At 67.2% G+C, this 24,554-nt stretch carries 23 protein-coding genes; 11 read left to right on the top strand and 12 right to left on the bottom strand.

All coding sequences use genetic code 11. The features are described from left to right. Positions 1 to 1,566, top strand: a complete 1,566-nt coding sequence (gene nuoN, locus FR943_RS09780) for an NADH-quinone oxidoreductase subunit NuoN (RefSeq protein ID WP_217156395.1) — start codon at positions 1 to 3, stop codon at positions 1,564 to 1,566. A 13-nt stretch (positions 1,567 to 1,579) separates the two neighbouring features. Further along, the gene (locus FR943_RS09775) at positions 1,580 to 2,347 is read left to right on the top strand and encodes an enoyl-CoA hydratase (RefSeq protein WP_217156393.1); all 768 of its coding nucleotides are present in this window, start codon (positions 1,580 to 1,582) and stop codon (positions 2,345 to 2,347) included. Between the two features lie 20 nt (positions 2,348 to 2,367). On the opposite strand, the gene FR943_RS09770 is transcribed toward FR943_RS09775, so the two are convergent. The 3 genes from FR943_RS09770 to FR943_RS09760 are packed head-to-tail and all read right to left on the bottom strand — an operon-like array spanning position 2,368 to position 4,774. Beyond that, positions 2,368 to 3,408 (bottom strand): zinc-dependent alcohol dehydrogenase family protein, encoded by a 1,041-nt coding sequence (locus tag FR943_RS09770; RefSeq protein ID WP_217156392.1) that lies wholly within the window; start codon positions 3,406 to 3,408, stop codon positions 2,368 to 2,370. Between the two features lie 31 nt (positions 3,409 to 3,439). Continuing rightward, the gene (locus FR943_RS09765; protein WP_217156390.1) at positions 3,440 to 4,135 is read right to left on the bottom strand and encodes a PIG-L deacetylase family protein; all 696 of its coding nucleotides are present in this window, start codon (positions 4,133 to 4,135) and stop codon (positions 3,440 to 3,442) included. 33 nt (positions 4,136 to 4,168) lie between these two features. Continuing rightward, entirely contained in the window at positions 4,169 to 4,774 is a 606-nt protein-coding gene (locus FR943_RS09760) for a TetR/AcrR family transcriptional regulator (RefSeq protein WP_217156388.1), read from the bottom strand. 45 nt (positions 4,775 to 4,819) lie between these two features. Here FR943_RS09760 and FR943_RS09755 point away from each other — a divergent pair, with 45 nt between their 5' ends. Both FR943_RS09755 and FR943_RS09750 read left to right on the top strand, forming a co-directional pair. Continuing rightward, a complete protein-coding gene (locus FR943_RS09755) occupies positions 4,820 to 6,007 on the top strand; it encodes a phosphotransferase family protein (RefSeq protein ID WP_217156386.1) in 1,188 nt (395 codons plus the stop codon). Further along, positions 6,007 to 7,119, top strand: a complete 1,113-nt coding sequence (locus tag FR943_RS09750; RefSeq protein ID WP_217156384.1) for an Rv3169 family protein — start codon at positions 6,007 to 6,009, stop codon at positions 7,117 to 7,119. Before FR943_RS09755 ends, FR943_RS09750 begins: the two co-directional genes overlap by 1 nt. Before the next feature lies 1 nt (position 7,120). Here the strand turns inward: FR943_RS09750 and FR943_RS09745 are convergent, their stop codons facing one another. The 3 genes from FR943_RS09745 to FR943_RS09735 form a co-directional block, all read right to left on the bottom strand. Next, complete coding sequence (locus FR943_RS09745) at positions 7,121 to 7,624, bottom strand: hypothetical protein (RefSeq protein WP_217156382.1); 504 nt, start codon at positions 7,622 to 7,624, stop codon at positions 7,121 to 7,123. Positions 7,625 to 7,822: 198 nt separating this feature from the next. After that, positions 7,823 to 9,328: a flavin-containing monooxygenase gene (locus FR943_RS09740; RefSeq protein ID WP_217156380.1), complete on the bottom strand. Its 1,506-nt coding sequence runs from the start codon at positions 9,326 to 9,328 to the stop codon at positions 7,823 to 7,825. A 44-nt stretch (positions 9,329 to 9,372) separates the two neighbouring features. Next, the gene (locus tag FR943_RS09735; protein ID WP_217156554.1) at positions 9,373 to 10,344 is read right to left on the bottom strand and encodes a TIGR03617 family F420-dependent LLM class oxidoreductase; all 972 of its coding nucleotides are present in this window, start codon (positions 10,342 to 10,344) and stop codon (positions 9,373 to 9,375) included. Between the two features lie 27 nt (positions 10,345 to 10,371). On the opposite strand from FR943_RS09735, the gene FR943_RS09730 reads away from it, so the two are divergent. Further along, positions 10,372 to 11,733: a flavin monoamine oxidase family protein gene (locus FR943_RS09730; protein WP_217156378.1), complete on the top strand. Its 1,362-nt coding sequence runs from the start codon at positions 10,372 to 10,374 to the stop codon at positions 11,731 to 11,733. On the opposite strand, the gene FR943_RS09725 is transcribed toward FR943_RS09730, so the two are convergent. Together FR943_RS09725 and FR943_RS09720 are read right to left on the bottom strand one after the other, a co-directional pair. Next, on the bottom strand, positions 11,723 to 12,649 hold the full coding sequence (locus tag FR943_RS09725) for an alpha/beta fold hydrolase (RefSeq protein ID WP_217156377.1): 927 nt from the start codon (positions 12,647 to 12,649) through the stop codon (positions 11,723 to 11,725). The two genes, FR943_RS09730 and FR943_RS09725, sit on opposite strands and share 11 nt — an antisense overlap. Positions 12,650 to 12,692: 43 nt before the next feature. Further along, entirely contained in the window at positions 12,693 to 13,790 is a 1,098-nt protein-coding gene (locus tag FR943_RS09720; RefSeq protein WP_217156375.1) for an NAD(P)-dependent alcohol dehydrogenase, read from the bottom strand. A gap of 73 nt (positions 13,791 to 13,863) precedes the next feature. On the opposite strand from FR943_RS09720, the gene FR943_RS09715 reads away from it, so the two are divergent. Both FR943_RS09715 and FR943_RS09710 read left to right on the top strand, forming a co-directional pair. Next, positions 13,864 to 14,844, top strand: a complete 981-nt coding sequence (locus FR943_RS09715; RefSeq protein ID WP_217156373.1) for an NADPH:quinone oxidoreductase family protein — start codon at positions 13,864 to 13,866, stop codon at positions 14,842 to 14,844. Between the two features lie 40 nt (positions 14,845 to 14,884). Next, complete coding sequence (locus FR943_RS09710) at positions 14,885 to 15,307, top strand: nitroreductase family deazaflavin-dependent oxidoreductase (protein ID WP_217156358.1); 423 nt, start codon at positions 14,885 to 14,887, stop codon at positions 15,305 to 15,307. Between the two features lie 3 nt (positions 15,308 to 15,310). Here the strand turns inward: FR943_RS09710 and FR943_RS09705 are convergent, their stop codons facing one another. The 3 genes from FR943_RS09705 to FR943_RS09695 form a co-directional block, all read right to left on the bottom strand. Beyond that, positions 15,311 to 17,206, bottom strand: a complete 1,896-nt coding sequence (locus tag FR943_RS09705; protein ID WP_217156356.1) for an acyltransferase family protein — start codon at positions 17,204 to 17,206, stop codon at positions 15,311 to 15,313. Positions 17,207 to 17,538: 332 nt separating this feature from the next. Beyond that, entirely contained in the window at positions 17,539 to 18,357 is an 819-nt protein-coding gene (locus tag FR943_RS09700; protein ID WP_217156354.1) for a hydroxypyruvate isomerase family protein, read from the bottom strand. A gap of 9 nt (positions 18,358 to 18,366) precedes the next feature. Continuing rightward, complete coding sequence (locus FR943_RS09695) at positions 18,367 to 19,104, bottom strand: SDR family oxidoreductase (protein WP_217156352.1); 738 nt, start codon at positions 19,102 to 19,104, stop codon at positions 18,367 to 18,369. A gap of 104 nt (positions 19,105 to 19,208) precedes the next feature. Here FR943_RS09695 and FR943_RS09690 point away from each other — a divergent pair, with 104 nt between their 5' ends. Together FR943_RS09690 and FR943_RS09685 are read left to right on the top strand one after the other, a co-directional pair. Next, positions 19,209 to 19,802, top strand: coding sequence for a TetR/AcrR family transcriptional regulator (locus FR943_RS09690; RefSeq protein ID WP_217156344.1), 594 nt, complete (start codon positions 19,209 to 19,211; stop codon positions 19,800 to 19,802). A 1-nt stretch (position 19,803) separates the two neighbouring features. Beyond that, complete coding sequence (locus tag FR943_RS09685) at positions 19,804 to 20,253, top strand: DUF6640 family protein (RefSeq protein WP_308170519.1); 450 nt, start codon at positions 19,804 to 19,806, stop codon at positions 20,251 to 20,253. Positions 20,254 to 20,265: 12 nt separating this feature from the next. On the opposite strand, the gene FR943_RS09680 is transcribed toward FR943_RS09685, so the two are convergent. After that, positions 20,266 to 20,928, bottom strand: coding sequence for a TetR/AcrR family transcriptional regulator (locus FR943_RS09680; RefSeq protein ID WP_217156342.1), 663 nt, complete (start codon positions 20,926 to 20,928; stop codon positions 20,266 to 20,268). A gap of 228 nt (positions 20,929 to 21,156) precedes the next feature. Here FR943_RS09680 and FR943_RS09675 point away from each other — a divergent pair, with 228 nt between their 5' ends. Beyond that, the gene (locus FR943_RS09675) at positions 21,157 to 21,582 is read left to right on the top strand and encodes an MmpS family transport accessory protein (RefSeq protein WP_217156550.1); all 426 of its coding nucleotides are present in this window, start codon (positions 21,157 to 21,159) and stop codon (positions 21,580 to 21,582) included. Beyond that, a complete protein-coding gene (locus FR943_RS09670) occupies positions 21,579 to 24,476 on the top strand; it encodes an MMPL/RND family transporter (RefSeq protein ID WP_217156339.1) in 2,898 nt (965 codons plus the stop codon). Before FR943_RS09675 ends, FR943_RS09670 begins: the two co-directional genes overlap by 4 nt. Positions 24,477 to 24,554: the final 78 nt, after the last annotated feature.

Genomic DNA, 24,554 nt, shown 5'->3' with positions numbered 1-24,554 from the left:
ATGGTCACACCCAGCATCGAGTACGGCCTCCTCTCGCCCATGCTGATCGTGTTCGGGGCCGCGGTGGCCGGCGTTCTGGTCGAGGCGTTCCTGCCCCGGGCCGCCCGCTATCGGATACAGGTCACGCTGGCACTGGGCGCGTTGGGCGCCGCGGTGGTCGCGGTGGTTCTGCTGGCCCGAGAGCTGCACGGCACGCCCGGCAGGCCCGCGGTGCTGGGCGCGGTGGTTCTCGACGCGCCCGCACTGTTCCTGCAGGGCACCATTGCGTTGGTGGGCCTGTTGGGCATCCTGCTGATCGCCGAGCGCCGGCCCGCGACCGAAACGGTCGGCGCCACCCGCGGTCTGGACGGCTTCACCCCGCAGGCGTCCGCAGCCGCGGGCAGCGTCGCCGAGCAGTTGGCCACCAAGACCGGCGTGATGCAGACCGAAGTCTTTCCACTGACCATGTTCGCCATCGGCGGCATGCTGTTGTTCGGCGCCGCCGACGATCTGCTGACCATGTTCATCGCACTGGAGGTACTGTCCCTGCCGCTGTATCTGCTGTGCGGGTTGGCCCGTCACCGTCGGCTGCTGTCACACGAAGCATCGTTGAAATACTTTCTGTTGGGCGCTTTCTCGTCGGCGTTCTTCCTGTACGGGGCGGCCATGCTCTACGGCTACGCCGGCACCCTGGACCTCACCGGCATCGCCGACGCGGTGGCCACCCGCAGCCCCAACACCCCGTTGGCATTGATCGGCATCGCCCTGCTCCTGGTCGGCGTGTTGTTCAAAGTCGGTGCCGTGCCGTTCCATTCGTGGATCCCCGATGTTTACCAGGGCGCACCGACCGCGATCACCGCTTTCATGGCAGCAGGCACGAAGATCGCCGCGTTTGGGGCGATGCTGCGCATCTTCTACGTGGCGGTCCCGCAGCTACGCGACGATTGGCGGCCCGTCCTGTGGGCCATCGCGATCCTGACCATGGTGCTCGGCACCCTCCTGGCGGTCACCCAGACCGACGTCAAACGCATGCTTGCCTATTCGGCGGTGGCGCACTCCGGGTTCATCCTGACCGGCGTGATCGCCGCCAACCCGGCCGGGGTGTCCTCGACGCTGTTTTACCTTTTCGCTTACGGATTCAGCACCGTCGGGGCGTTCGCGGTGGTCGGCCTGGTGCGCAATATCGCCGGCGAGGAGGCCACCGCGATGACACAGTGGGCGGGCCTGGGCCGTCGCTATCCGGTTGTCGGGCTGGTGTTTTCACTGTTCCTGCTGGCGTTCGCCGGGATCCCGCTGACCAGCGGGTTCGTCGGTAAGTTCGCGGTCTTCAAGGCCGCTGGCGAAGGCGGTGCGATGCCGCTGGTCGTCGTCGGTGTCATCGCCAGTGCCGTGGCGGCGTACTTCTATGTTCGGGTGATCGTGCTGATGTTCTTCACCGAACCACCCGAGGACGCACCCGAGGTCGTCATCCCCAGCGGGCTGACCGCCACCGTCGTGACGATCACCGCGGCAGTGACGTTCGCACTCGGCGCATTGCCGCAGCCGCTGCTGGATCTGGCCAACAACGCCGCAGTGTTCCTGCGCTGACTAAGCTGCGGCAATGACCACCGTCCGCACCGCCGAGCACGGCGCCGTCCGCGTGCTCACCCTCAACCGGCCCGAGTCGCGGAACGCCCTGGGCCGTGAACTGATCGAGGAACTGTATGCGGCACTGGACGCCGCCGATGTCGACGAGGCGGTCCGGGTCATCGTGCTGACCGGGGCCGACCCCGCGTTTTGCGCCGGTATCGACCTCAAAGAAGCCCAGTCGCTCGGCATGGATTATTTCGAGAAGTTCCAGTCGCACAACTGCATCACCAAGACCGGAGAGCTGCGCACCCCGATCATCGGGGCGATCAACGGTGCGACGTTCACCGGTGGCTTGGAGATGGCCCTGGGTTGCGACTTCCTGATCGCCTCGGACCGCGCGGTGTTCGCCGACACGCATGCCCGGGTGGGGATCCTGCCCGGCGGCGGCATGACGGCGCGGCTACCCCACGTGGTCGGTGCCGCCATGGCGCGGCGGCTGTCGATGACCGGCGAAGTCGTCGACGCCGCGCGAGCCGAACGCCTGGGTCTCGTGACCGAAGTGGTGCCGCACGACCGACTGCTGCCCCGGGCGCTGGAGCTGGCCGGCCAGATCGCCGAGGTGCCGGCACCGACCATGGCCGGCCTCAAGGAGATCTACCTCCGTGGCAGCGCGCCCCTGATCGGCCCGGCACTGGATGCCGAGCAGGCCATCGCAGGTGCGCAGGAGCGGGATTTCGACGGCCTAGGTGATCGTTATCGCGCTGTGTCCCAACGTAATCACTCCCAGATCGAGCACTGAGGCGACGGCATCACCGTCTTTCACGCCGGGCCGACCTCGATGATCGTCATGCCGGCGGTGGGGGTATCCATCCCCGCGAGTGCCGCAGGGGCGTCGTCCAGCGATATCCGGCGTGTCACTAGGCGTTCCGGGTCCAACGCCCCGGCGGCAATGCGGTCGAGCATCGCGGGATAGTCGACCGCGGGCATCCCGTGGGAGCCCAGGATCGAAAGTTCGTGGGCGATCACCCGATCCATCGGGAACGACGTGCGCGCCGCATCGCCGAGCAACAGACCGACCTGAATGTGCCGTCCGCGCCGGCGCAGCGCCGACACCGAAGACGCGGCGAGCGCGGGATCACCGATGGCGTCGATCCCGATATGCCCTCCGCCGCCGGTGCGCTCCCTGACTTCTGTTGCCACATCGGCGATCTCGACACTGTTGATCAGCACGTCGGCACCGGCTCCACGCGCTGCCGCGAGCGCGTCGTCGTTCACGTCGACCGCAACGACCTTGGCGCCAAACGCTTTCGCGATCATCACCGCCGACAGGCCCACTCCACCGCAGCCATACACGGTCACCCACTGACCGGGCTGCACGTCGCCGTGGGCCACCACGGCACGGAACGACGTGGCGAACCGGCACCCGAGGGCGGCCGCCGCCGCGAAGGAGACCGTATCGGGCAGCCGGACGAGGTTGGTCCGGGCCCGCGGCACCGCCACCTGCTGCGCGAACGATCCCGGGATCGTGAACCCTGGCTGCAGCTGGTCAGGGCACACCTGGGCGTCGCCGGTGCGGCAGAACTCGCACCTGCCACAGCCGAGCACGAAGGGCGCGGTGACGCGGTCCCCCACCTGCCAGCCCGACACCTCGGCACCGACCGCCGCGATGGTGCCGGCGAACTCGTGCCCAGGGATGATCGGGAGCGCCACCGGATCGTGCCCCCGCCAGGCATGCCAGTCCGATCGACAGATCCCGGTGGCCGCAACGTCGACGACCACCCCGTCGGCCGGACAGTCGGGTGCGGCGACGTCGACCACGGCAGGAAGGACGCCAACCTCGGAATACCTCACAGCACGCACAGCTGCGATGGTAGGCGCAGGCCAGATGCGTTCAGCGCGGCCGCTTCAGAATGAACCCGACTGTTCGCTCACCGAGATCCCGGACGGCGGGGGTGACCATTTCCACCTGCCGGCGCGCCTGCTCGACGACGGGAGTGCCCGGGTCCAGCACGGACAGGTACGCCTCATGGGCGGCAAGAGAATTCACCGCTGCCTCGGTATAGCCGTCGACGGCCTCACAGTGCGTGGGCTCCGGCCCGTTCTCGAAGAGCCAGCGAGGAACATCGGTGAGGCTGCCTGAGATGTCGTCAAAGGCCGCCGCGACGGCGTGGGCGAACTCGATGTGGTCCGGCTGGTTGGGTGCACCGGGCGCCCAACTGGGCCCGCTGTAGATGGTGATGACGACGTCGGGGTGCAGCGTGGCGATGGTCTCGGCGATCTTCGCCCGCAGCTCAGCCGTGTCGTGGATGTTGCTGTCGGGAAAGTCCCAGAACGCCACGTCGTCGACGCCGACGATCGCGGCGGAGCGGCGCTGCTCCTTTTCCCGCAACGGGCCGGCTTGTTCGGGCGGCATGCCGGCAATCCCGGCCTCGCCCCGGCAGGCGAGCGCGTAATGCACGGTCTTGCCTTCCGCAGTCCACTTGGCGACCGCCGCGCCGATCCCGTATTCGGGGTCGTCGGGATGCGGCACCAGGACCAGCGCGGTCTGCCAGTTCGCGGGAAACGGTTGCACGTCTTTCGCGTTCATCCCACCAGTGTCGAACCTGAACAGCGGTCCATGTCAACCCACGGTGACGCCGTGCACCACGATTGCCGCCGTCTGCGCCACCCACTCGTCGTCGAGTTCGCTCTCCGGCCACAACAGCATCCGCAGCATGGTCGATCCGCCGATGATTTCCACCAGCCGGTCCGGGTGCACGTCGGCGTGCACCTCGCCGCGGGCCACGCCGTCGATCACCCGGTTGCGCACCACCGCGAACGTGTCGGCGAACCGCTGCATCACGCGTGCGTTCAGTTCGGTGTCGGCGACGACGTCGGCGACCAGTCCGGGCAGCGCCGCGCGCATCACCGGACTCGTGAACACGTCGCGGGCCGCGCCGATCATCGCCTTGATGTCGGCCGCGATGTCACCGGCCGGCGCCGCCAACGCGGTCGCGGCGGCCGGGAACACGGCCTCGTGCACCAACTCTGCCTTGCTCGACCACCGGCGGTACAACGCGGTTTTCGTGGTTTGCGCCCGCTCGGCGACCGCTGCCATGGTCAGGTTCGCGTAGCCGATTTCGACAAGCAGGTCCGCAGTCGATTGCAATATGGCAGCGTCGATACGTGGGTCCCGGGGGCGCCCGGCTCCGGCGGTCTTGCCAACCGGTGATGGCTCTGCTTTCATAACGCTACCAACAGTATCGTAATAGTGGCGGTAAGGAAGAGTTGAATGGCGAACGAACCGGCCGGCGACGCTGCCGTGGAGAACATCGACCACCTGCAACGCTCCAGCCGGGACGTCACCACCCTGCCGTCGGTGCTGGCGCAATGGCTGTCCACGGTGATGCCGGGCGGCCCCACCCCCGAGATCACCGTGGAGAGCGGCGTCGACTCCAACGGTATGTCCTCGGAGACGATCATGCTGACCGGGCGCTGGGAAGAAAACGGTGCGCCGCGCGAGCAGAAGTGGGTCGCCCGCGTCGCCCCCACCACCGACGACGTCCCGGTGTTCTCCTCCTACCGGCTTGATCACCAGTTCGAGGTGATGCGCCAGGTCGGAGAACTCACCGACGTGCCCGTGCCCAACGTGCGCTGGATCGACACCACCGGCGAGGTGCTGGGCACCCCGTTCTTCCTGATGGACCGGGTCGAGGGGCAGGTACCGCCCGACGTCATGCCCTATACCTTCGGCGACAACTGGTTTGCCGATGCCCCGGCCGAACGTCAGCGCGAGCTCCAGGACAGCACCGTCGAGGTGCTGGCGAAACTGCACGCCATCCCCGATGCCGCACAGCGATTCGCATTCCTGTCCGAGGTGGACCCGCCGGGCGACACCCCGCTGCGCCGCCACTTCGGCTGGCTGAAGGACTGGTATGAGTTCTCGGTGCCCGACATCGGCCGTTCACCGCTCGTCGAACGCGCACTGCAGTGGCTCGAAGAAAACTTCCCCGAGGATGTGGCGGCGTCGGAAACCGTGCTCTCATGGGGTGATTCCCGCATCGGCAACGTGCTCTACGACAACTTCCGGCCGGCCGCCGTACTCGATTGGGAGATGGCCACCCTCGGTCCCCGCGAACTCGATGTCGCGTGGATCATCTTCGCCCACATGGTGTTTCAGGAGTTGTCGGGCATGGCCGGCCTGCCGGGCCTACCCGATGTGATGCGCGAAGAGGACGTCCGGACCACCTACCGCGAGTTGACCGGAAAACGGCTCGGTGACTTGCGCTGGTTCTACATCTACTCCGGGGTGATCTGGTGTTGCGTGTTCATGCGGACCGGCGCCCGGCGCGTGCACTTCGGTGAGATGGAGAAACCCGACGACATCGAAACCCTGTTCTACCACGCGTCATTGCTGCGTCGACTGATTGAGATCCCGGAGGGCAGGAGCGAAGCGACCCGGGAAATGGAGGGAGCCTGATGCTCGGCCCGATGGACGAATACCCGGTACATCAAGTTCCCCAGCCGATCGCCTGGCCGGGATCGTCGGACCGCAACTTCTACGACCGCTCCTATTTCAATGCCCACGACCGCACCGGCGACATCTTCGTCATCAGCGGCATCGGCTACTACCCCAACCTCGGGGTGAAGGACGCCTTCTTTCTGGTACGGCGCGGGGACGAGCAGACCGCGGTGCACCTGTCCGACGCGATCGATCAGGATCGACTGAATCAACACGTGCTGGGCTACCGCGTCGAGGTCATCGAGCCGCTGCGCAAGGTCCGCATCGTGCTCGACGAAACGGACGGTATCGCCGCCGATCTCACCTGGGACGGGTTGTTCGACGTGGTGCAGGAGCAGCCGCACCTGATGCGTCAGGGCAACCGCATCACCCTCGACGCCCAGCGCTTCGCCCAAGTGGGTTCCTGGAGCGGGTATCTGGAGATCGACGGCCGGCACATCGACGTCGACCCGCAGACCTGGATCGGCTCGCGCGACCGGTCCTGGGGTATCCGCCCGGTCGGTGAGGCCGAACCGGCCGGACGTCCCGCCGATCCGCCGTTCGAGGGCATGTGGTGGCTGTACGTGCCGATGGCGTTCGACGATTTCGCGGTCGTGCTGATCATCCAGGAGGACCCCAGCGGCTTCCGCTCACTCAACGACTGCAGCCGGATCTTCAAGGACGGCCGCGTCGAACAACTCGGTTGGCCACGGGTCAAGATCCACTACCGTTCGGGTACCCGCATCCCGACCGGAGCCACGATCGAAGCGACTGCGCTCGACGGGACACCGGTGCGCTTTGACGTGGAATCCAAACTGCCCGTGCCGATTCACGTCGGTGGCGGCTACGGCGGCGACAGTGACTGGATCCATGGCACGTGGAAGGGTGAGCGATTCACCGAGCGGCTGACCTATGACATGACCGATCCGGCAATCATCGGCCGGTCCGGTTTCGGCGTGATCGACCATGTCGGCCGGGCGGTGTGCACCGAAGGCGGGGCGACATCCGAGGGTTGGGGATTATTCGAACACGGTGCGCTCGGCCGCCACGACCCGTCGGGGTTCGCCGACTGGCTCACCGTCGCGCCGTAGGTCAGTTGGCCGGCGCCGCGCTGGGCTGCGCCGGCTGGAATGTCCCCGGCTCGACAGGCCGGGGACCCAGGGCAGGGCTGATCTGGGTAGCCCTCGCCTGCAGCTGCGCCCCTGCCGGACCTTCGACCGTGACATTGGTGTAGACGCGCGCCTGCCCGTCACTGATGGTGAAGTTGCCCTGCTGCGGTTGGGTGCCGCCGGTGACTTCGTAGGAAACCCCGAAGCCCTGGTCCGGCAACCGATGGAGGCCGATGTAGGTCGGCTTGACCGTGTAGGTGTAGGTGCAGACCTGGTCCTGGGTGCACTGGTGTGCGCTGACCTGTACGTCGATCTGGAATTCTTCGGGCGTCGGCAACTTCGGCCCCACCGGCGGGAGCGGGCTCCTGACCGACGACGGCGCGGCGGTTGTGGTGTCGGGGCGGCTGAACAGAAAAATTGCGACACCGAGGCCCGTGACAACCATCGCGACGATACATATTCCCGCAAAAATTCGCCGCACCGCCACCGCTACCCTCTCGATCCAGAATCAGGACAAGGTTACCGGCGATTCCCCTCGTCGTCCCGATTCTGGGCAACCTTCTTGCCGGGGTGGTTCACCCTGCGCTGTCGGCAGATTCGCCGACGAGGCCACCGCTGCGACGAGCGTGCGGAAACTGCTGACGAAATGCGGCGTGGCGGGCGGCAGACACGCACGCTCGCGGTGCTAGGCGGTCGCTGTCTCAGAGGCAACAGAGGCAACAGGGGCCCGGCCGAAGACCATCGACTCCTCGATCCGGTCGAAGCGGTGGTCGATGGCATCCAGCACGTAGTTGTGCCGGACATGCCAGGGCCGTTTGGTGCCCGACCGCGGCAGCGCATGCGCGGAGCGCTGGATGTAGCCGGCCTCCAGATCCCACGTCCGTTTCTCCGGCATGGGCGCCGCCCCCTTGTGCGGGTAGGCATGCGTGTAACCACGAGCACCCATGTAGGCCACCAGGTTTGCGAACGCCCGCGCGGTCATGTCGGCCCGCAGTGTCCACGACGCATTGGTGTAGCCGATGCACCAGGCCAGGTTCGGCACGTCCTCCAGCAGGAACTCCTTGTAGACGAACCGCTCGGTCGGTTTGACCTCGTGCCCGTCGATCGTCAGCCGGATCCCGCCGAGGGCCTGCAGTTGCAGCCCGGTCGCGGTGACGATCACGTCGGCATCCACCCGCGCACCGGATTTCAGGACGATGCCGGTGGCGTCGACGTGATCGATGTGGTCGGTGACGATGTCGACGCGGCCCTTGCCGATGTGCCCGAACAAGTCCCGGTCCAGTACCAGGCACATGCGCTGATCCCACGGGTTGTAGCGCGGCTTGAAGTGCACGTCGACGGGATAGCCCTCGGGTAGCGCCGCGATGGTCCGGTTGCGGATGAGCCACCGGCCGAATCGCGGTGCCTTACGGAACATGAAGTACGTCAGGACGTGGACCATCGCATTCCGGAAGCGCACCAGCTGATGAGCGATCCTGCGCGGCAATACTTTACGGATGGCCTGCACCATCGGATCGATCCGCGGCATCGACATCATGTACGTCGGTGAGCGCTGCAGCATCGTCACGTGGGAGGCCTGCCGGGCCAGCGCCGGCACCAGGCTGATCGCGGTGGCACCGCTGCCGATCACCACCACCCGCTTACCGGAGTAATCGAGCGACTCGGGCCAGAACTGCGGATGGACGACCTCGCCGCCGAAGTTCTCGATGCCGGGGAACTCCGGTGTGTAGGGCTCGTCGTAGTTGTAGTACCCGGTGCCGCAGAACAGGAACCGGGACCGGAAGGTCCGGTCCTGACCGTCCTGGTCGGTGTGCACGGTCCAGGTGTCGGTGTCCGAATCCCAATCCGCCGACAGCACATGGGTGTTGAACCGGATATGGGAATCGATGCCGTACGCCCGCGCGGCCTCGGTGAGGTACTCCCGGATATCGCCGCCGTCGGCCACGTTCTCCGGCCGGGTCCAGGGATGGAACGGGAAACTCAGGGTGAAGATGTCGCTGTCCGACCGGATCCCCGGGTACCGGAACAGGTCCCAGGTGCCGCCGATCCGCTCCCGGCGTTCCAGCACGGTGTAGGTCAGCCCCGGGCTCTTCTCCTGGAGGCGGTAGGCCGCGCCCAGCCCGGAGATCCCCGCCCCGATGATGAGCACATCCGTGTAGTCCGGATCGGCATCACGACGCGCGCCAGTCATGGTGAACCTCCTTTGGTCCCGCCCAGTACCACCACCCTAGGCGTTCAGCTGCGCAGCGCGTCGACGATCTGGGTAAGCGCATCCAGCCCGATCGGTCCCGGTTGGTACAGGCAGATCCGGTCGGAGACTCCCTCCACCCGGTCCCGGATGTGCGCGGCGATCTCGGCCGGGCTGCCGCAGGCCGCAATGGTGTGCAACACCTCGTCGTCGATCAGCGAACCCATCTCCTGCCAGCGACCCTGCTTGGACAGTGCATTGAGCTCGGGCTGCAAATCGCCCCAGCCGTGCACCTCCAGCACCGGCCGATAGGCCGGGGTGGAGCCGTAGAACGCCAGGAGCCGTCGCGTCGCGTCATGGTTGCCACCGGCCGACACGATGATCTCCGGGACGATGGCCAGCTCCCCCGCCGCACGTCCGGCCGCGGCCAGCCCATCCCGCACCGCGGGCAGCGTGGCCTCGTGCAGAAACCGTTTGGAGCCGAACGGCATGACCAGCAGCCCGTCGGCGAACTGCGCGGTGGCCCGGGTCAGCCGCGGTCCCAACGCCCCGACGTAGACCGGCGGTGGACCGTAGGGATTGTCCCGCGGGGTGAACGTCGGCGTCATCAGCGTGTGCCGGTAGTACTCGCCTGTGAAATCCAGCCGCTCGCCGGTCTGCCAGGCGGCGAAAATCGCCCGCAGCGCCGCGACGAACTCGGCCATCCGGGCCACCGGCCGATCGAACTCCGCGCCGAACCGCTTCTCGATCTGGGTGCGGATCTGGGTGCCCAACCCCAGCGTGAACCGTCCGCCGGACAGGATCTGATGGTCGATCGCCTGGTGTGCCAGATGAATCGGGTTGCGGGGAAAGGCAATTGCCACATTCGTCATGAGGTCGAGGCCGCCGACGGTGGCGGCCAGGGTCAGCGGGGCGAACACGTCGTGCGGCCCCTCGAAGGTGAACACCCCGCTGGCGCCGGCCTCGCGCAGGGCCGCGGCCCGGTCGATCGCGTCGGTCGGCCCGAACAACGCTGTCATGACCTTCATGCGTGAGAGCCTAGAGGGGTGAGCGTCCCAACCAGCACCGACGTCGTCGTGGTGGGCGCCGGCTTCGCCGGGCTGTCCGCCGCGCGCGCCCTGGTCCGCAGCGGGCACCAGGTGGCGGTGCTGGAGGGCCGCGACCGGGTGGGTGGACGTTCGTCGACCGCCACGATCGCCGGGGTGCCCGTCGACCTGGGCGCCACCTTCGTCGGCCCCACCCAGGACGCGGTGCTGGCGCTGGCCGCCGAACTCGGCTGCCGGACCGTTCCGACCTACGACCGCGGCAAGAACCTGATCCGCTGGCACGGCCGCGTGCGGTCGTACCGCAGCACGATCCCGCGACTGTCGATGATGGAACTGTTCGACGTGTCCCGCATCCAGTGGCGATTCGAGCGGCTGTGCCGTCTGATCCGGGTCGACGAGCCGTGGAACAGCCCCAATGCGCACAAACTCGATGGACGCAGCCTGGAGGGTTGGTTGCGCTCGGTGGATGCCAGCGCCTCGACCCGCAACCTGATGGCGATCATGTCCAGGGTCACCTGGGGCGCCGAACCCGATCAGGTGTCGATGCTGCACGCGGCGCGGTACGTCAAGGCCGCCGGCGGGCTCGACCGCATGCTCGATGTCCGCGGCGGCGCGCAGCAGGACCGATTCGCCGAGGGCACCCAGCAGATCGCCCTGCGGATGACCGAGGAGCTGGGCGACCGGGTGGTGCTCGGGGCCCCGGTGGACCGGATCGAACGCCGACCCGACGGCACCGTGGCGGTCGGCAGCGCCGGGACCGTCGTGCACGCGCAGGCGGTGATCGTGGCAGTGCCGCCCGCACACCGCAGCGCAATCCAGTTCACCCCAGCACTTCCCGAGCCCTACACCGAACTGGCCGCGAGCTGGCCGCAAGGAAACCTGAGCAAGGCCTACGCGGCCTATGAGCGACCGTTCTGGCGGGCCAACGGCTGTTCGGGCGAGGCGCTGTCGGACGAGGGCCCGGTGTTCATCACCTTCGATGTCAGCCCGGGCGACAACGGCACGGCCGGCCCCGGCATCCTGCTGGGGTTCACCGATTCCCGCAGCTTCGACCGGCTACCTGCCGAGCAGCGGTGTGCGCAGGCGCTGTCCGGGTTCGCCGCGCTGTTCGGCGATGCGGCGTTGCAACCGATCGATTACCTCGATCATTGTTGGGGCACAGAACAATTCGCTCCCGGAGGGCCGACGGCAGCGGTGCCGCCGGGGTCCTGGACACAGTACGGCCGGTGGCTTCGTGAACCGGTGGATGCCATCTACTGGGCCGGCACCGAGACCGCCGACAAATGGACCGGGTTCCTCGACGGTGCGGTGCGCTCCGGTCAGCGGGCGGCCGAACAGGTGGCCGCCCGCCTCACCGGCTGACCGGTCGGGGCGCGGCCACCGACTCGGCCAGTGCCCGCAACTGGGCGTTGACCTGTGACGGGCATTCCAGGATGGCGCAGTGTCCACCGGTCATCTCGACGAACCCGCGCAGGTTGGGCGCGTCCGCCGCGATGCGGCGTGCGGCGGTGATGGGCAGCAGGCGGTCTTTGGCGCTGCCGATCACCAGGGTGGGCACCGACAGGTTTCGCAACGAGATGTGTTGCGGCCCCATGCTGTTGACCAGGGCGCGGGCCCAGCCGCCGCGCCCGGCCGCCGGGGTCTCGGCGAACAACTGGTAGATGAACTCCGAGACCCAGGGCTCGGCGTCGCGGCCCACCGCCAGCCGTGAGACGAAGCGCTTGTTGGGACGCTCGGCGAACCGGGGCATCCGGGCCCCGCCGAATGTTCTGATCGCGGTGCCGGCCGCCCGGATCCGGGTCGATGCCAGCGGCGCGGGCACCGCCAGCAGCTGCACGTCACGCACCAGGTCGCCGGTGGTGGTGTTGATCAGCGCGACGGCATCCGCGCGGGCGGGCACCCGGGCCGGATACCGCTGCGACCACGAGGTGATCGCGATGCCGCCCATCGAATGCCCGGCGATGACGGCGTGCTCACCGGGGTTCAGTGTGGCGTCGAGCACCGCGTCCAGGTCTGCGGCGAGGTGGTTGAGGCTGTAACGCTGCCGCCCGCGGGGCGCCTCACTGCGACCGTGCCCACGGTGGTCGTAGGCGATGACGCGGTAGTCGGCGGCCAGGTCAGCGATCTGGTGGGCCCAGACACCGATGGCGCAGGTGATGCCGTGGGCGAGCACGATCGGATAGCCGTCGGCCGGCCCGAACACCTCGGCATGCAACCGCACACCGTCGACCGCACGAACCTCGACGGCGCGTCCCGGTGGTAGCTGAGGAAGGGACATGAGGCTCCTTTCAGGGGTGCCGCTGCCCGTCGAAACGGGTGGTTTACGAGCCTACCGCGCCGGTGCACAGCACGGGTTTGACCACGTCAGCCGCTTTCGCAGCGGCCCAGGCCCGATCGAAGTCCGCGAAGCGGTAGCGGCTCACCAACGCCTCGATCGGAAGTTCGCCACGGCGATGCAGATCGACCAGGTGCGGGATGAAGCGCTGCGGCTCGCTGTCGCCCTCCACCACCCCGCGCACGGTCAGGCCCTTGCCCATGATCAGGGCGACGGGCAGCTCGGCGCTCAACGCGCCGAGACCCAGCAGCGCCAGCGTGCCGCGCTCACGCAACACCCCGACGGCGGCGGCCAGGACGTCGGGCCTCGCGGTGGTGTCGACCGCGGCGGCCACCGGTCCGGTCCGCTCCAGCACCGCCGCGGCGGCGTCGACGGCCATCGGGTCGATGGTCGCGGTGGCACCCAATTCAGTTGCCAGCGTTCGACGTTGGGCGATCGGATCGACGGCGACGATGGTTTGGCACCCCGCGATGCGGGCCCCCATGACCGCTGACAGGCCGACGGCGCCGGCACCGAACACCACAACGGCGTCCTCGGGTCGCGGGGTGAGCACGTTGAGCACGGCACCGACCCCGGTCTGCACGCTGCAGCCCAGCGGGGCGGCCAGCGCCGGATCGATCGGTTCGGGCAGCACCACGGCATTGCGGCTACCGGCGATCGCATACGTGCAGAAGCTGGACTGGCCGAAGAAGCCGCCGCCGACCGGTGCACCGTCGCGGTAGAGCGCGCTGGACTCGTCGCGACGGCTGCCGCGCATGTTGAGGTCGGTGGAATGCGCGCAGTACGCCGGAGCATCCGCCCGGCAGGTCGCGCAGGCGCCGCAGCTGGCGAAGGTGAGAACCACCTGGTCCCCGACCTGGGGCGTGGCCTCCGGCCCGGCCTGGACCACGGTGCCCGCGCCTTCGTGGCCGAACACCATCGGCAGCTTGCGAAACCGCGCGGCGACGCTCACGTCGGTGTGGCAGATCCCGACAGCGTCGATGCGGACCAGCACTTCGTCGCCGACCGGTTCCCGAACCTGGACCTCGGTGAGCTGTGGGTCTGCCCCGGCGTCGAGCAGCACTGCAGCGCGGGCGTTGAGCATCCGGTGATGCTAACGACAGACTTGACACCTGTCACAATTGGCGGGCGGCCCCAGCCCCCCGAAGGAGAAATCGATGCGTGCAGCACAGATCACCCGACTCGACGGTCCCGACGCCGTCCAGGTGGCCGAGGTGCCCGAACCGAACGGCGACGCCGCCGACGGCACCGTGGTGATCGACGTCCACGCCGCCGGTGTCGCGTTCCCCGACGCCCTGCTCACCCGTGGTCTCTACCAGTACAAGCCGGATCTGCCGTTCAGCCCGGGTGCCGAGGTGGCCGGCGTGGTGCGCAGCGCCCCGGCCGGGGCACACGTCTGCGCCGGGGACCGGGTACTGGGGCTGACCATGCTGTCGGGCGGGATGGCCGAAGTGGTGGCCCTGCCCGCCGAGCGGGTGTTCGCGCTGCCGGACGCGGTGTCCTTCGAGGCCGGGGCCGGCATCCTGTTCAACGACCTGACCGTGCAATTCGCCCTGCGCACCCGCGGCCGGCTGGCCGAGGGCGAGACCGTGCTCGTGCACGGCGCCGCGGGCGGCATCGGCACGTCGGCGCTGCGGCTGGCGCCGGCACTGGGTGCGACGCGCACCATCGCCGTGGTGTCCACCGAGGAGAAGGCCGAGATCGCGCGTGCGGCAGGGGCATCGGATGTGGTGTTGGCCGACGGATTCCGCGAGGCGGTGAAGGAACTCACCGACGGCCGCGGCGTGGACATCGTGCTCGACCCGGTCGGCGGTGACCGTTTCACCGACTCCCTGCGGTCGTTGGCGGTGGGCGGACGCCTGCTGGTGGTCGGCTTCACCGGCGGCGAGATCCCCACGGTCAAGGTCAATCGACTGCTGCTCAACAACGTCGACGTCGTCGGTGCGGGCTGGGGCGCCTGGACGTTCTCCCATCCGGGCTATCTGCAGGAGCAGTGGGCCGAACTGCGGCCGCTGCTGGCGTCTGGCGCGGTGGCCCCGCCCCGGCCCGAGGTGTATCCGTTGGATCAGGCCGCACAGGCCATCGCCTCGTTGGAGAACCGCACCGCCAAAGGCAAAGTGGTGCTCAAGCTCCGGTAGCCGCCGGAATAGTCGCGCGCCGACTGATGTTGGCCGGTGGGTGACTGAACAAGCCGAGCTGAGCCCCACCGACTGGGTTCGCGAGCAGACCCAACGCATCCTCGAACAAGGCAGCACCGACGGCGTCGAGGTGCTCGACCGTCCGATCGTGCTGTTCACGACGACCGGCGCCAAGTCCGGCAAGAAACGCTACGTGCCGTTGATGCGGGTGGAGGAGAACGGCCGCTACGCGATGGTGGCGTCCAAGGGCGGAGACCCGGCGCACCCGTCCTGGTATTTCAACGTCAAGGCCAACCCGGCCGTGACGGTGCAGGACGGCGACAAGACCGTCTCGCTCACCGCCCGCGAACTCGCCGGTGACGAGCGTGAGCACTGGTGGAAGCTGGCCGTCGAGGCCTACCCGCCGTATGCCGAGTACCAGACCAAGACCACCCGACAGATCCCGGTGTTCGTCGTCGAGTAGCGGCTACCACCATCCGACAGCGTCGGACAGCTGTCGCGCCAACTCGTCGGTGAGGGTGCGGACATAGGCCCCTGACAGGTGGTGGGGATCGTGATAGATCAGGACGTTGCCCTCCACCGCCCGGCAGATGGCCGGCCGGCACACCGCGTCACTGAGGTCGAGCACCTTCATCAGCGGATAGTCGGCCAGATGCGCGAGCGTCGGATTGCGCTGTGCCAACGCCTCTTCCCTGGATAACCCACAGCTGTCGGCGTCACCGCCGTCCGACAGACAGTCGACCGGCGAGAAGAACCACCCATCCCGGACCATCCACGGGGTGTCGCGCATGCCCAGCATCGGAATGCCGTTGGCGGACAATTCATCCCAGATGCCCAGGTAGTAATCCGGCACGTAGTCGCCAGGACCGTTGAGGATCGGACGGGTCGAGGTGAAGAAAACGTAGTCCGGCCGGTCGGCGATGATCTGCGCCAACGCATGATCCGACCACGCCCGGCAGGACGGGTAGGGCTCGAACGATCCGGCGATGATCGGCACCTGCTTGGTGGTGAGCGGGCAACCCAGCTTCAGGTACGTGGTGATCTTGACACCGTGCCGGCGCCCGATCTGATGCAGCGCGGTGAGCCAATGCTCCGAGTGGGAGCCACCGGCGAGCGCAATCGTGTGGGCGCCCTTGGGATCTCCGTAGCTGCAGGTGATCACCTCGTCCCCGGTGAATCCGGTGACGCAATGATCCATCGATGACGGCGGGATGTCGTCGGCGGCTTCCAGGGCGCTGGGCCGCATCGGCAGTTTGGCCACCCGACGGTTCTCGATCAGGGCCCGCGCGCCGGGGTAATCGCGCATCGACAGCATGCTCAGCTCCGCGCCGCTGGCCCGGGCCAGCGTGACGTGCCCACGCCACATCACCGACGCCGCCACCAAACCCAGCGCCACGACGAGCGCGACCGCACCCGGGGCCGGCCACTGGCGGGCACGGTGCCGCCACGGCGCCGTGGCCAGCCGCGCGGTGAGCATCGCGAGCAGCACCGCGGTCACCCCGACCGCGACGCCGCCGATCAGGCCGGCGGAGTCGTCATCGATGGTGGCCAGCCAGAAAATCAGCAGCGGCCAATGCCAGAGGTACAGCGGGTAGGCGATGGTCCCGACAATGAGCAGCGGGGCAGCACGCAGCCAACTGAGCCGACGGGCGGGCCAGTGCACACCGGCGACGAGCAGGGCGGCCAGCACCCCGGCCAGCAGCTCCCAGGCCCGGGCACCGGTGCTGTAGTAGGCGAACATGGGGTTTTCGGTTCGGTTGGTGAGCGCGTAATACAGCGACGCCGCCAGCGCGACGGCCGAGACCGCCGCCAGGATCGTGCGTCGCGCGTGCCGCCCCCGCCTCCGAGTGAGGGCCACGATGACGCCGGTCAGCACGAAGAATGCGAGCGTGAACTGACCCAGCACCGAGATCGCCCACAGGTGATGCAGCGGCGTCACTGTCTCACTGGCCCGAACATAGTCGTCGGCCGAGGCAAGCAGCTGCCAATTCTGGTAGAAGCCCAGGCCGGCCAGGGTTTGGTCGGCGAAGGCCTCCCAGCGGGTCTGCGGCTGGATGAGCACCGTGAGTACCGCGCACACGGCCAGCACCAGAACCAACGGCGGCGCCAACCAACGCACCGTGCGGCCCAGCTCGCCGAGCAGCACGCCGGGGCTTGGCGTCCCGAGATGGGGCAGCACGCGGCCACCGATGAAGAACCCGGCCAGGATGAACAGGACGTCCAGCCCCGCGCCGGCCCGGCCGAGCCAGATGTGACTGACGACCACCGCCAGGACGGCCACACCGCTCAACCCGATCAGGTCGTCGCGTGTCTGTACGCGTGCGGGGGCAACGCGGGCCGGGTCGCCGACAACTACCTGCACGTTCGAACTTTCCCTGGGTCAGATTCCACCGGTCACCGGCGAAACCGCCCGTGGGCACGTCGTTCGCCGCACCGAGCATAGGCCACCACCGGGCGCTGTGACGCGGCGCACTTTCGGACCTCGAAACCGGTTGGGCTGTAGCCAAACTCACATTCTGAAAATTGCTTTTACCGAATAGCGAGGACGACCATGGAAGTGTCCTCGATATTCGGGCGATCCCCGTGGTATGGACAAACACGCAGATGAGTACCCGTGATCCGGGGACTTTCCGCTGTACAGAGCCGGTGGCCAGCAGGCCACCGGCTCTGTTGGCAGCTGGCGCGGGTTGGTTTTCAGCGGCGTGTTCGCCATCCGGCCGGCAGCCACGCGAACGGATCTGGGCTGTGGTCCTGATATTCGAGGCTGATGCGGCCGTGATAGCCGGCCTGTTCGAGGCGGGCCAGGTGGCCGGCGATGTCCATGCGGCCGGTGCCGGGCGCGCCACGCCCCGGCGCATCGGCGATCTGCACGTGCCCGATGTGTGCGATGTACCGGTCGATCACCGCCGCCACGTCGTCACCGTTGACGTGCAGGTGGTACAGGTCGGCCAGCAGTTTGACCGAGGTCAAACCAGACCCACCGGAGACCCGTTCGATCACCGACATCGCGTCGGCGGCGGTCTTCAAGGGATAGCCGGGCACGCCGCTGAGCGGTTCGATCAGAATCGTCGCGTCGGTGTCGGCGGCGCGACGGGCGGCGTAGGTCAGGTTCTCGACCGCGGTCGTGTCTTGCACCCGCGGGTCCAGGCCGGAGCGGCGGTTGCCGTACAAGGCGTTGAATGCCTTGGTGCCCAGTCGATCTGCGATACCGAGCGCGATGTCGACGTTGTCGCGGAAGGCCTCGCGGTGCGCCGGGTCCGAGACCAGCCCACGCTCGCCGGCCGCCATGTCGCCGCCGGCGAAGTTCAGCGCGACCAGGCGCACCCCGGCCTCTTCGACGGCCTGCACGAAGGCCTCCACCTCAGCGTCGGGGGGAACCGGATCGTCGAACGGCCACCAGAATTCGACCGCGTCGAACCCGGCGGCCCGCGCGGCCCGCGGACGCTGCAGCAGCGGCAGCTCGGTGAGCAGGACGGAGCAGTTGACCACGAAGCGTGGATGTGCGGCGGCCATCGGAACCCGTCAGCCGCGGCCGAAGTACGGCATGGCCCGCGCCATCACCGTCAACGACGGAACCGAGACGTCCAGTGGCAGATCGACCAGATAGGCAACGACGCGGGCCACGTGCTCGACGTCGAAAGTTGGTTCAGCCGCCAGGCTTCCGTCGGCTTGCGCGGTCTGGTGACTGAATCCGGCGGTCATGTCGGTGGCGGCATTACCGATGTCGATCTGGGTGACGCAGATGTCAATGTCACGCAGATCCAACAGCATTGACGCCGTCAGTCCGCTGATCGCATGCTTGGTGGTGGTGTAGGCCAGGCTGTTGGGCCTGGGCCGGTGTGCCGACAGGGACCCGTTGTTGATGATCCGTCCGCCCCGAGGTAGTTGAGCGGCCATGACGCGAGTGGCTGCCCGGGCGCAGAACACCGCGCCGTCGACGTTGGTGCGCCACGTGGCCTGCCACTGGTCATCGGTGATGTCGGCGATGGAGGCGGACGGACCGAACACGCCGGCGTTGTTGAACAGCACGTCGACCCGCCCCAGCGCCTCGACCGTGCCGTCGAACAGGGCCCGCACCGAGGCCGAGTCGGTGACGTCGGTGGCGATCACCCGGGCATTCGGATCACCGGCCGCCGTTTCGGCCAATGACTCGGGCCGACGACCGGCCAGGACGACCTGATGGCCCGCCGCCAGCAGCACCCGAGCCGTCGCCCGCCCGATGCCGCTGCCCGCGCCGGTGATGACCACGACTTTCTGCATGGCACCGATTGTGCCCGGCCGCGACCGGAGGCTTCCCAAACCACCCAGCTTTCGATACATTTTGTCGCATATCTCCGATACAACTTGTTTTAAAGGAGGATTCGGTGCGTCCGCTGGATCCACGCACGGTGCGCAGTCGGGAGGCCGCCCTGACCGCGGCCCGGGAACTGCTGGTCGAACAAGGCCTGGCCGGCCTGACCCACGGTGCCGTCGCGGCGCGCGGCGGGATGAGCCGGGCCACGCTGTACCGGCTCTGGCCCGAACCACCGGAACTGATCCGCGACACGGTCGTCTCACACATCGCCCAGCGGCAATCGCGGCCGACCGGAGATCTCCGCGAAGACTTGGCGACCGAGCTGTCCAGGATCCGCTCGATGTTGCACGAGCCGGCCACCCAGCAGGGCATGCGCGTGATGATCGAACGGGCCGGTGTCGACCCGGTTTTCGCGGACATCAAGCGCACGCTGTACGAATCGGGCACCCGGGTGATACGCGCAATCCTGACCGACGGCGCCGCCCGTGCCGAACTCCCCGCAGACCTCGACATCGACCTCGCCGTCGACGAGTTGGTGGGCCCGCTGTTCTACCGGCGGCTTGTCGCCGACCGGGTCTTCGACGACGAGTACGTACACCGGGTTGTCGACGACTACCTGCGCGGCCAATCCGCGACACCCTCACCCCCGGCAGAAAGGCCCTAGCGTGACGACTCCCAAAAGCCTCCTCACCGCACGCGTTCTCACCATGCTCGTCGCGACCGTGACGATGGTCGGTGCGCTGCTGGCGGATTTCGTGATCCCGGCCAGTGCCGTGCAGCACATGCGCAACGACGCGTGGCCGCCGCACGCGAAATTCCATGACGCCCAGTACATCGTGATGTCAACGCTGCTCGGCGCGTTCGCGCTGACCCTGCTGGGCCAGCGCAACGGTGGCATCCGATCACGGATCTGGACGGCCTGCGCGGTCCTGGCAACGCCGTGGGTCGGCCTTCTGGGTGCAATGCTGTTTCCCCGGACCGCAATTCACGATCCGGAGTTCGACAACAAGACGGTTCTGGGCCTGCATCCGCAGGTGCTGCTGGCCATCGTCACATTGACCTTGTTGGTGCTGGCGGCCGGGCTCGCCGACCGAGGCCCAGCGCGGTCACGCTGAGGCGCGGGATGCTCAGGCCGGATCGCCGGCGGGATGCCAGCCCCGCATCGCGGCGTCCATCTGATCTTCCCCCAGCGCGTCGACGCGCAACCGCTGCTGCACGGGCCGACATCGCAGGCCGTCGACCAGCAGTTCGACGTAGCGGCGCCACAGTTCGGGCTCGACGTGGCCGGCCCATTCACTCACCACGCCGGCCAGAAAGCTCAGGATCGGCATGTCCGTGGATTGCACCTCGGGCCGCAAATAGCCGTCTTCCCGCGCCCGTTTGACAAGTTCGGAGATCGGCGGGGCGAGGCGCAGCCGCGAATGCTCGACCCGCCGGCCGCCGTACGCTTTGCTGTAGACCATCTCTCGCAGACCCCGGTCGGTCGCGGTCAACTCACAGAGATGCTCGACGAACCACACGAACCCATCCCACGAATTCTCATTTCGCAGAGCAGTTTCCGCGAGTGCGACGACTTGGTCGATGCCGTCCTCGAACACCGCATCGAGCAGCTCTTCCTTCGTGGCGAAGCGTCGATACACCGTGCCCACACCGACGTTGGCGTGATGCGCCACGTCGTTCAGCGTCGCCTCGACGCCCTTTTCGGCGAAGAGTTCCCGCGCAGCCGCGAGCACACGCTGCCGATTGCGCTCGGCATCCTTGCGCAGAGCGCGTGGGCATTCGTCAACCATGGCTGCAGTTTAAGTGATCAGCGCCATAAGTGGATTGTGACGATCCACTTATTCGGCTAACTTTAGTCCTCGGACTGCGTAGACTGCCGAACGCCCAGGTCGTCGCGAACGCATCGAACATTGGGAGGCCCTCTTGACTGCCGGCACCGCGTCATATCGCCGATGGACCGCAGCAAGACCAGGCCGAACATGGCTGCCCCTCATCATGTTTCGGCCTGGGCAGCCGCAATGCTGAAGGTCATTCGCCGAATCTGGCTCCCTGCCCTGATCGTCGTCGCCATGGTGGCAGGCGCGCTCATCGTGATGAACGTGCGCAAGGTCTTCGGCGCGCACCCGGTCATCATCACCGACATCACCTCGGATAACGCCGAGGACTTCAACCCCAAGGTCGTCAAGTACGAGATCTTCGGCACCGGCAGCACCGCCGTCATCAACTACATGGACCTCGAAGGCAAACCGCAGCGCACCGGGCGTGTGCCGCTGCCATGGACTTTGACCCTGCAGACCACGTTGCCGTCGGTGCAGCCCAACATCATGGCCCAAGGCGATGGAAGCAGCATCAGTTGCCGAGTCAGCGTCGATGACGAGGTCAAAGAAGAGAGAACGGCTACTGGATTGAACGCACAAACCTTCTGCTTTGTGAAGGCAGCATGAGCGCGCCAACCGAAGACACCCCGACCGACGCCATCAAGACGGGCCGCCACAAGGCCCACCCGCCGATCCCCCGCTTCATCCGTACATTCGCCCTGCCGATCGTCCTGGTGTGGATCGTCATCGTCGCACTGCTGAACACCCTCGTCCCGCAACTCGAGGTCGTCGGCAAGATGCGCGCGGTGTCGATGAGCCCCAACGACGCGCCATCGATGATCGCCATCAAAGAGGTCGGCAAGAAGTTCCAGGAGTACGACACCAGCAGCTCGGTGATGGTCGTCCTCGAAGGCGAAGAGCCGCTGGGCATCGAGGCGCACGCCTTCTACGACAAGATGGTCCGCGACCTGCGCGCCGACACCACCCACGTGCAGCACGTACAGGATTTCTGGGGCGACACCCTGACCGCGAAGGGCGCCCAGAGCCGCGACGGCAAGGCCGCCTACGTGCAGGTCTACATTGCCGGTGACCAGGGCGAGACGCTGGCCAACGAGTCGGTGGAGGCGGTCCGGCGGATCGCCACCGAAAGCCCGGCACCCGACGGTGTCAAGGCGTATGTGACGGGGTCGGCGGCGTCGAGCACCGATCAGAACATCGTCGGCGACAAAAGCATGGAGACCATCGAGATGGTCACCTTCGGCGTCATCGCCGTCATGCTGTTGAGCGTCTACCGGTCGATCATCACCACCCTGATCGTGCTCGTCATGGTCGTGCTCGAATTGTCCGGCGCCCGTGGGCTGGTCGCGCTGCTCGGCTACAACAACTTCTTCGGCCTGACGACGTTCGCGACCAACATGCTTGTGACGTTGGCCATCGCCGCGGCCACCGACTACGCGATCTTCCTGATCGGCCGATATCAGGAAGCGCGAAGAGCCGGCGAGGACAAAGAGGCCGCCTACTACGACATGTTCCACGGCACGGCCCACGTGGTGCTGGCGTCGGGCCTGACCATCGCCGGTGCGACGTTCTGCCTGCACTTCACCCGCCTGCCGTACTTCCAGACGATGGGTATCCCCCTGGCGGTCGGCATGGTCGTCGTGGTCGCCATGGCACTGACCCTGGGGCCGGCGGTCATCTCGTTGCTCGGCCGCTTCGGCAAGATCCTTGAACCCAAGCGGCACTCACGGTCCCGCGGCTGGCATCGGGTGGGCACCGCGACCGTCCGCTGGCCGGGCGCCATCCTGGTGTGCGCCATCGTGGCGGCGTTGGTGGGTCTGCTGGCCCTGCCCGGCTATCACACCACCTACAACGATCGCATCTTCCTGCCCGCTGACGTCGGGACGAACGTCGGCTACGACGCCGCGTTCCGGCACTTCTCGCAGGCCAAGATGAACCCGGACCTGATGATGGTCGAGACCGACCACGATCTGCGGAACCCGGCCGATTTCCTGGTCATCGACAAAATCGCCAAGGCGCTGAAGAACGTGCACGGCATCGCCCAGGTGCAGACGATCACCCGTCCCGACGGTGAACCGATCAAACACTCGACGATCCCGTACACGCTCGGCCAGAGCGGCACGGCGCAGTTGATGAACAACGACTACGCGCAGACCAACCTGCAGAATCTGCTCGATCAGGCCGACGATCTGCAGACCAGCATCGACGCGATGACCGAGATGATGAGCATCCAGACCGATCTGGCCGCGGTCTCGCAGAGCATGGCCGACAAGATGAAGACGACGTCGCTGGACATGGCCGACGTGCGCGATCACCTGGCGGACTTCGACGACCAGTTCCGGCCGCTGCGCAACTACCTGTACTGGGAGCCGCACTGCTTCGACATCCCGATGTGCTGGTCGCTACGGTCGATCTTCGAAAGCCTCGACGGCATCGGCACGATGTCCGACGACTTCCAGGTGCTGGTCCCAGAGATGCAGCGGATGGCCGACCTGATGCCGAGGATGGTCGCCACCATGCCGCGGCAGATCCAGTCGATGCGGCATCAGAAGCAGCTGCTGCTGAACCAGTACCAGGTGCAGAAGGCCCAGCAGGACCAGAACATGGCGATGCAGAACACCGCCACCGCCATGAGCGAGGCGTTCGACGCGGCCCGCAACGACGATTCGTTCTACCTGCCGCCGGAAGCGTTCGAGACCGACGACTTCAAGCGGGGCATGGAGCTGTTCATGTCGCCTGACGGACATGCGGTGCGGTTCACCATCATTCACCAGGGTGATCCGCTTACGCCGGAAGGCACCGCACGCATCGCACCGCTGAAGGTCGCCGCGGCCGACGCCATCAAGGGCACACCGTTCGAGGGCGCCAAGATCTACCTGGGCGGCAGCTCGGCTACGTTCAACGACATGCAGATCGGCGCCGATTACGACCTGCTCATCGTGGCCGCGGCCGCGCTGATCCTGATCTTCATCATCATGATGGTGCTCACCCGAGCCGTGGTCGCCTCTGCGGTGATCGTCGGCACCGTGGTGCTCAGCCTGGCCTCGGCCTTCGGTCTGTCGGTCCTGCTGTGGCAGCACATCGTGGGTATCCCGCTGCACTGGATGGTGATGCCGATGTCGGTCATCGTCCTGCTGGCCGTCGGCGCGGATTACAACCTGCTGCTGGTCTCCCGCATCAAGGAGGAGATCCATGCCGGGCTCAAGACCGGCATCATCCGGGCCATGGTGGGTACCGGCGCCGTGGTCACCTCGGCGGGCCTGGTGTTCGCCTTCACGATGATGTCCATGTCGGTCAGCAAGCTGATCGTCATCGGTCAGGTCGGTACGACCATCGGCCTGGGCCTGTTGTTCGACACCCTGGTGGTGCGGTCCCTGATGACACCGTCGATCGCCACGCTGCTCGGACGCTGGTTCTGGTGGCCGCAGCATGTCCGGCAGCGGCCACCGCCACAACCCTGGCCGAAGCCGATCCAGCGGGATCCCGCCGACGCCCTGGCCTGACCGCAGGCTAGTGTCCTGAGTCATTAATTCGTCGGCAGTAGTTGGCGATGCTGGCCAGGATTTGGTCGGCGGTCTTGG

The sequence above is a fragment of the [Mycobacterium] fortunisiensis genome (genome assembly GCF_019050325.1).
Classification (GTDB): domain Bacteria; phylum Actinomycetota; class Actinomycetes; order Mycobacteriales; family Mycobacteriaceae; genus Mycobacterium; species Mycobacterium fortunisiensis.
Note: the sequence above shows the minus strand (reverse complement) of the source record. Positions and strands in the feature narration are given on the sequence as shown.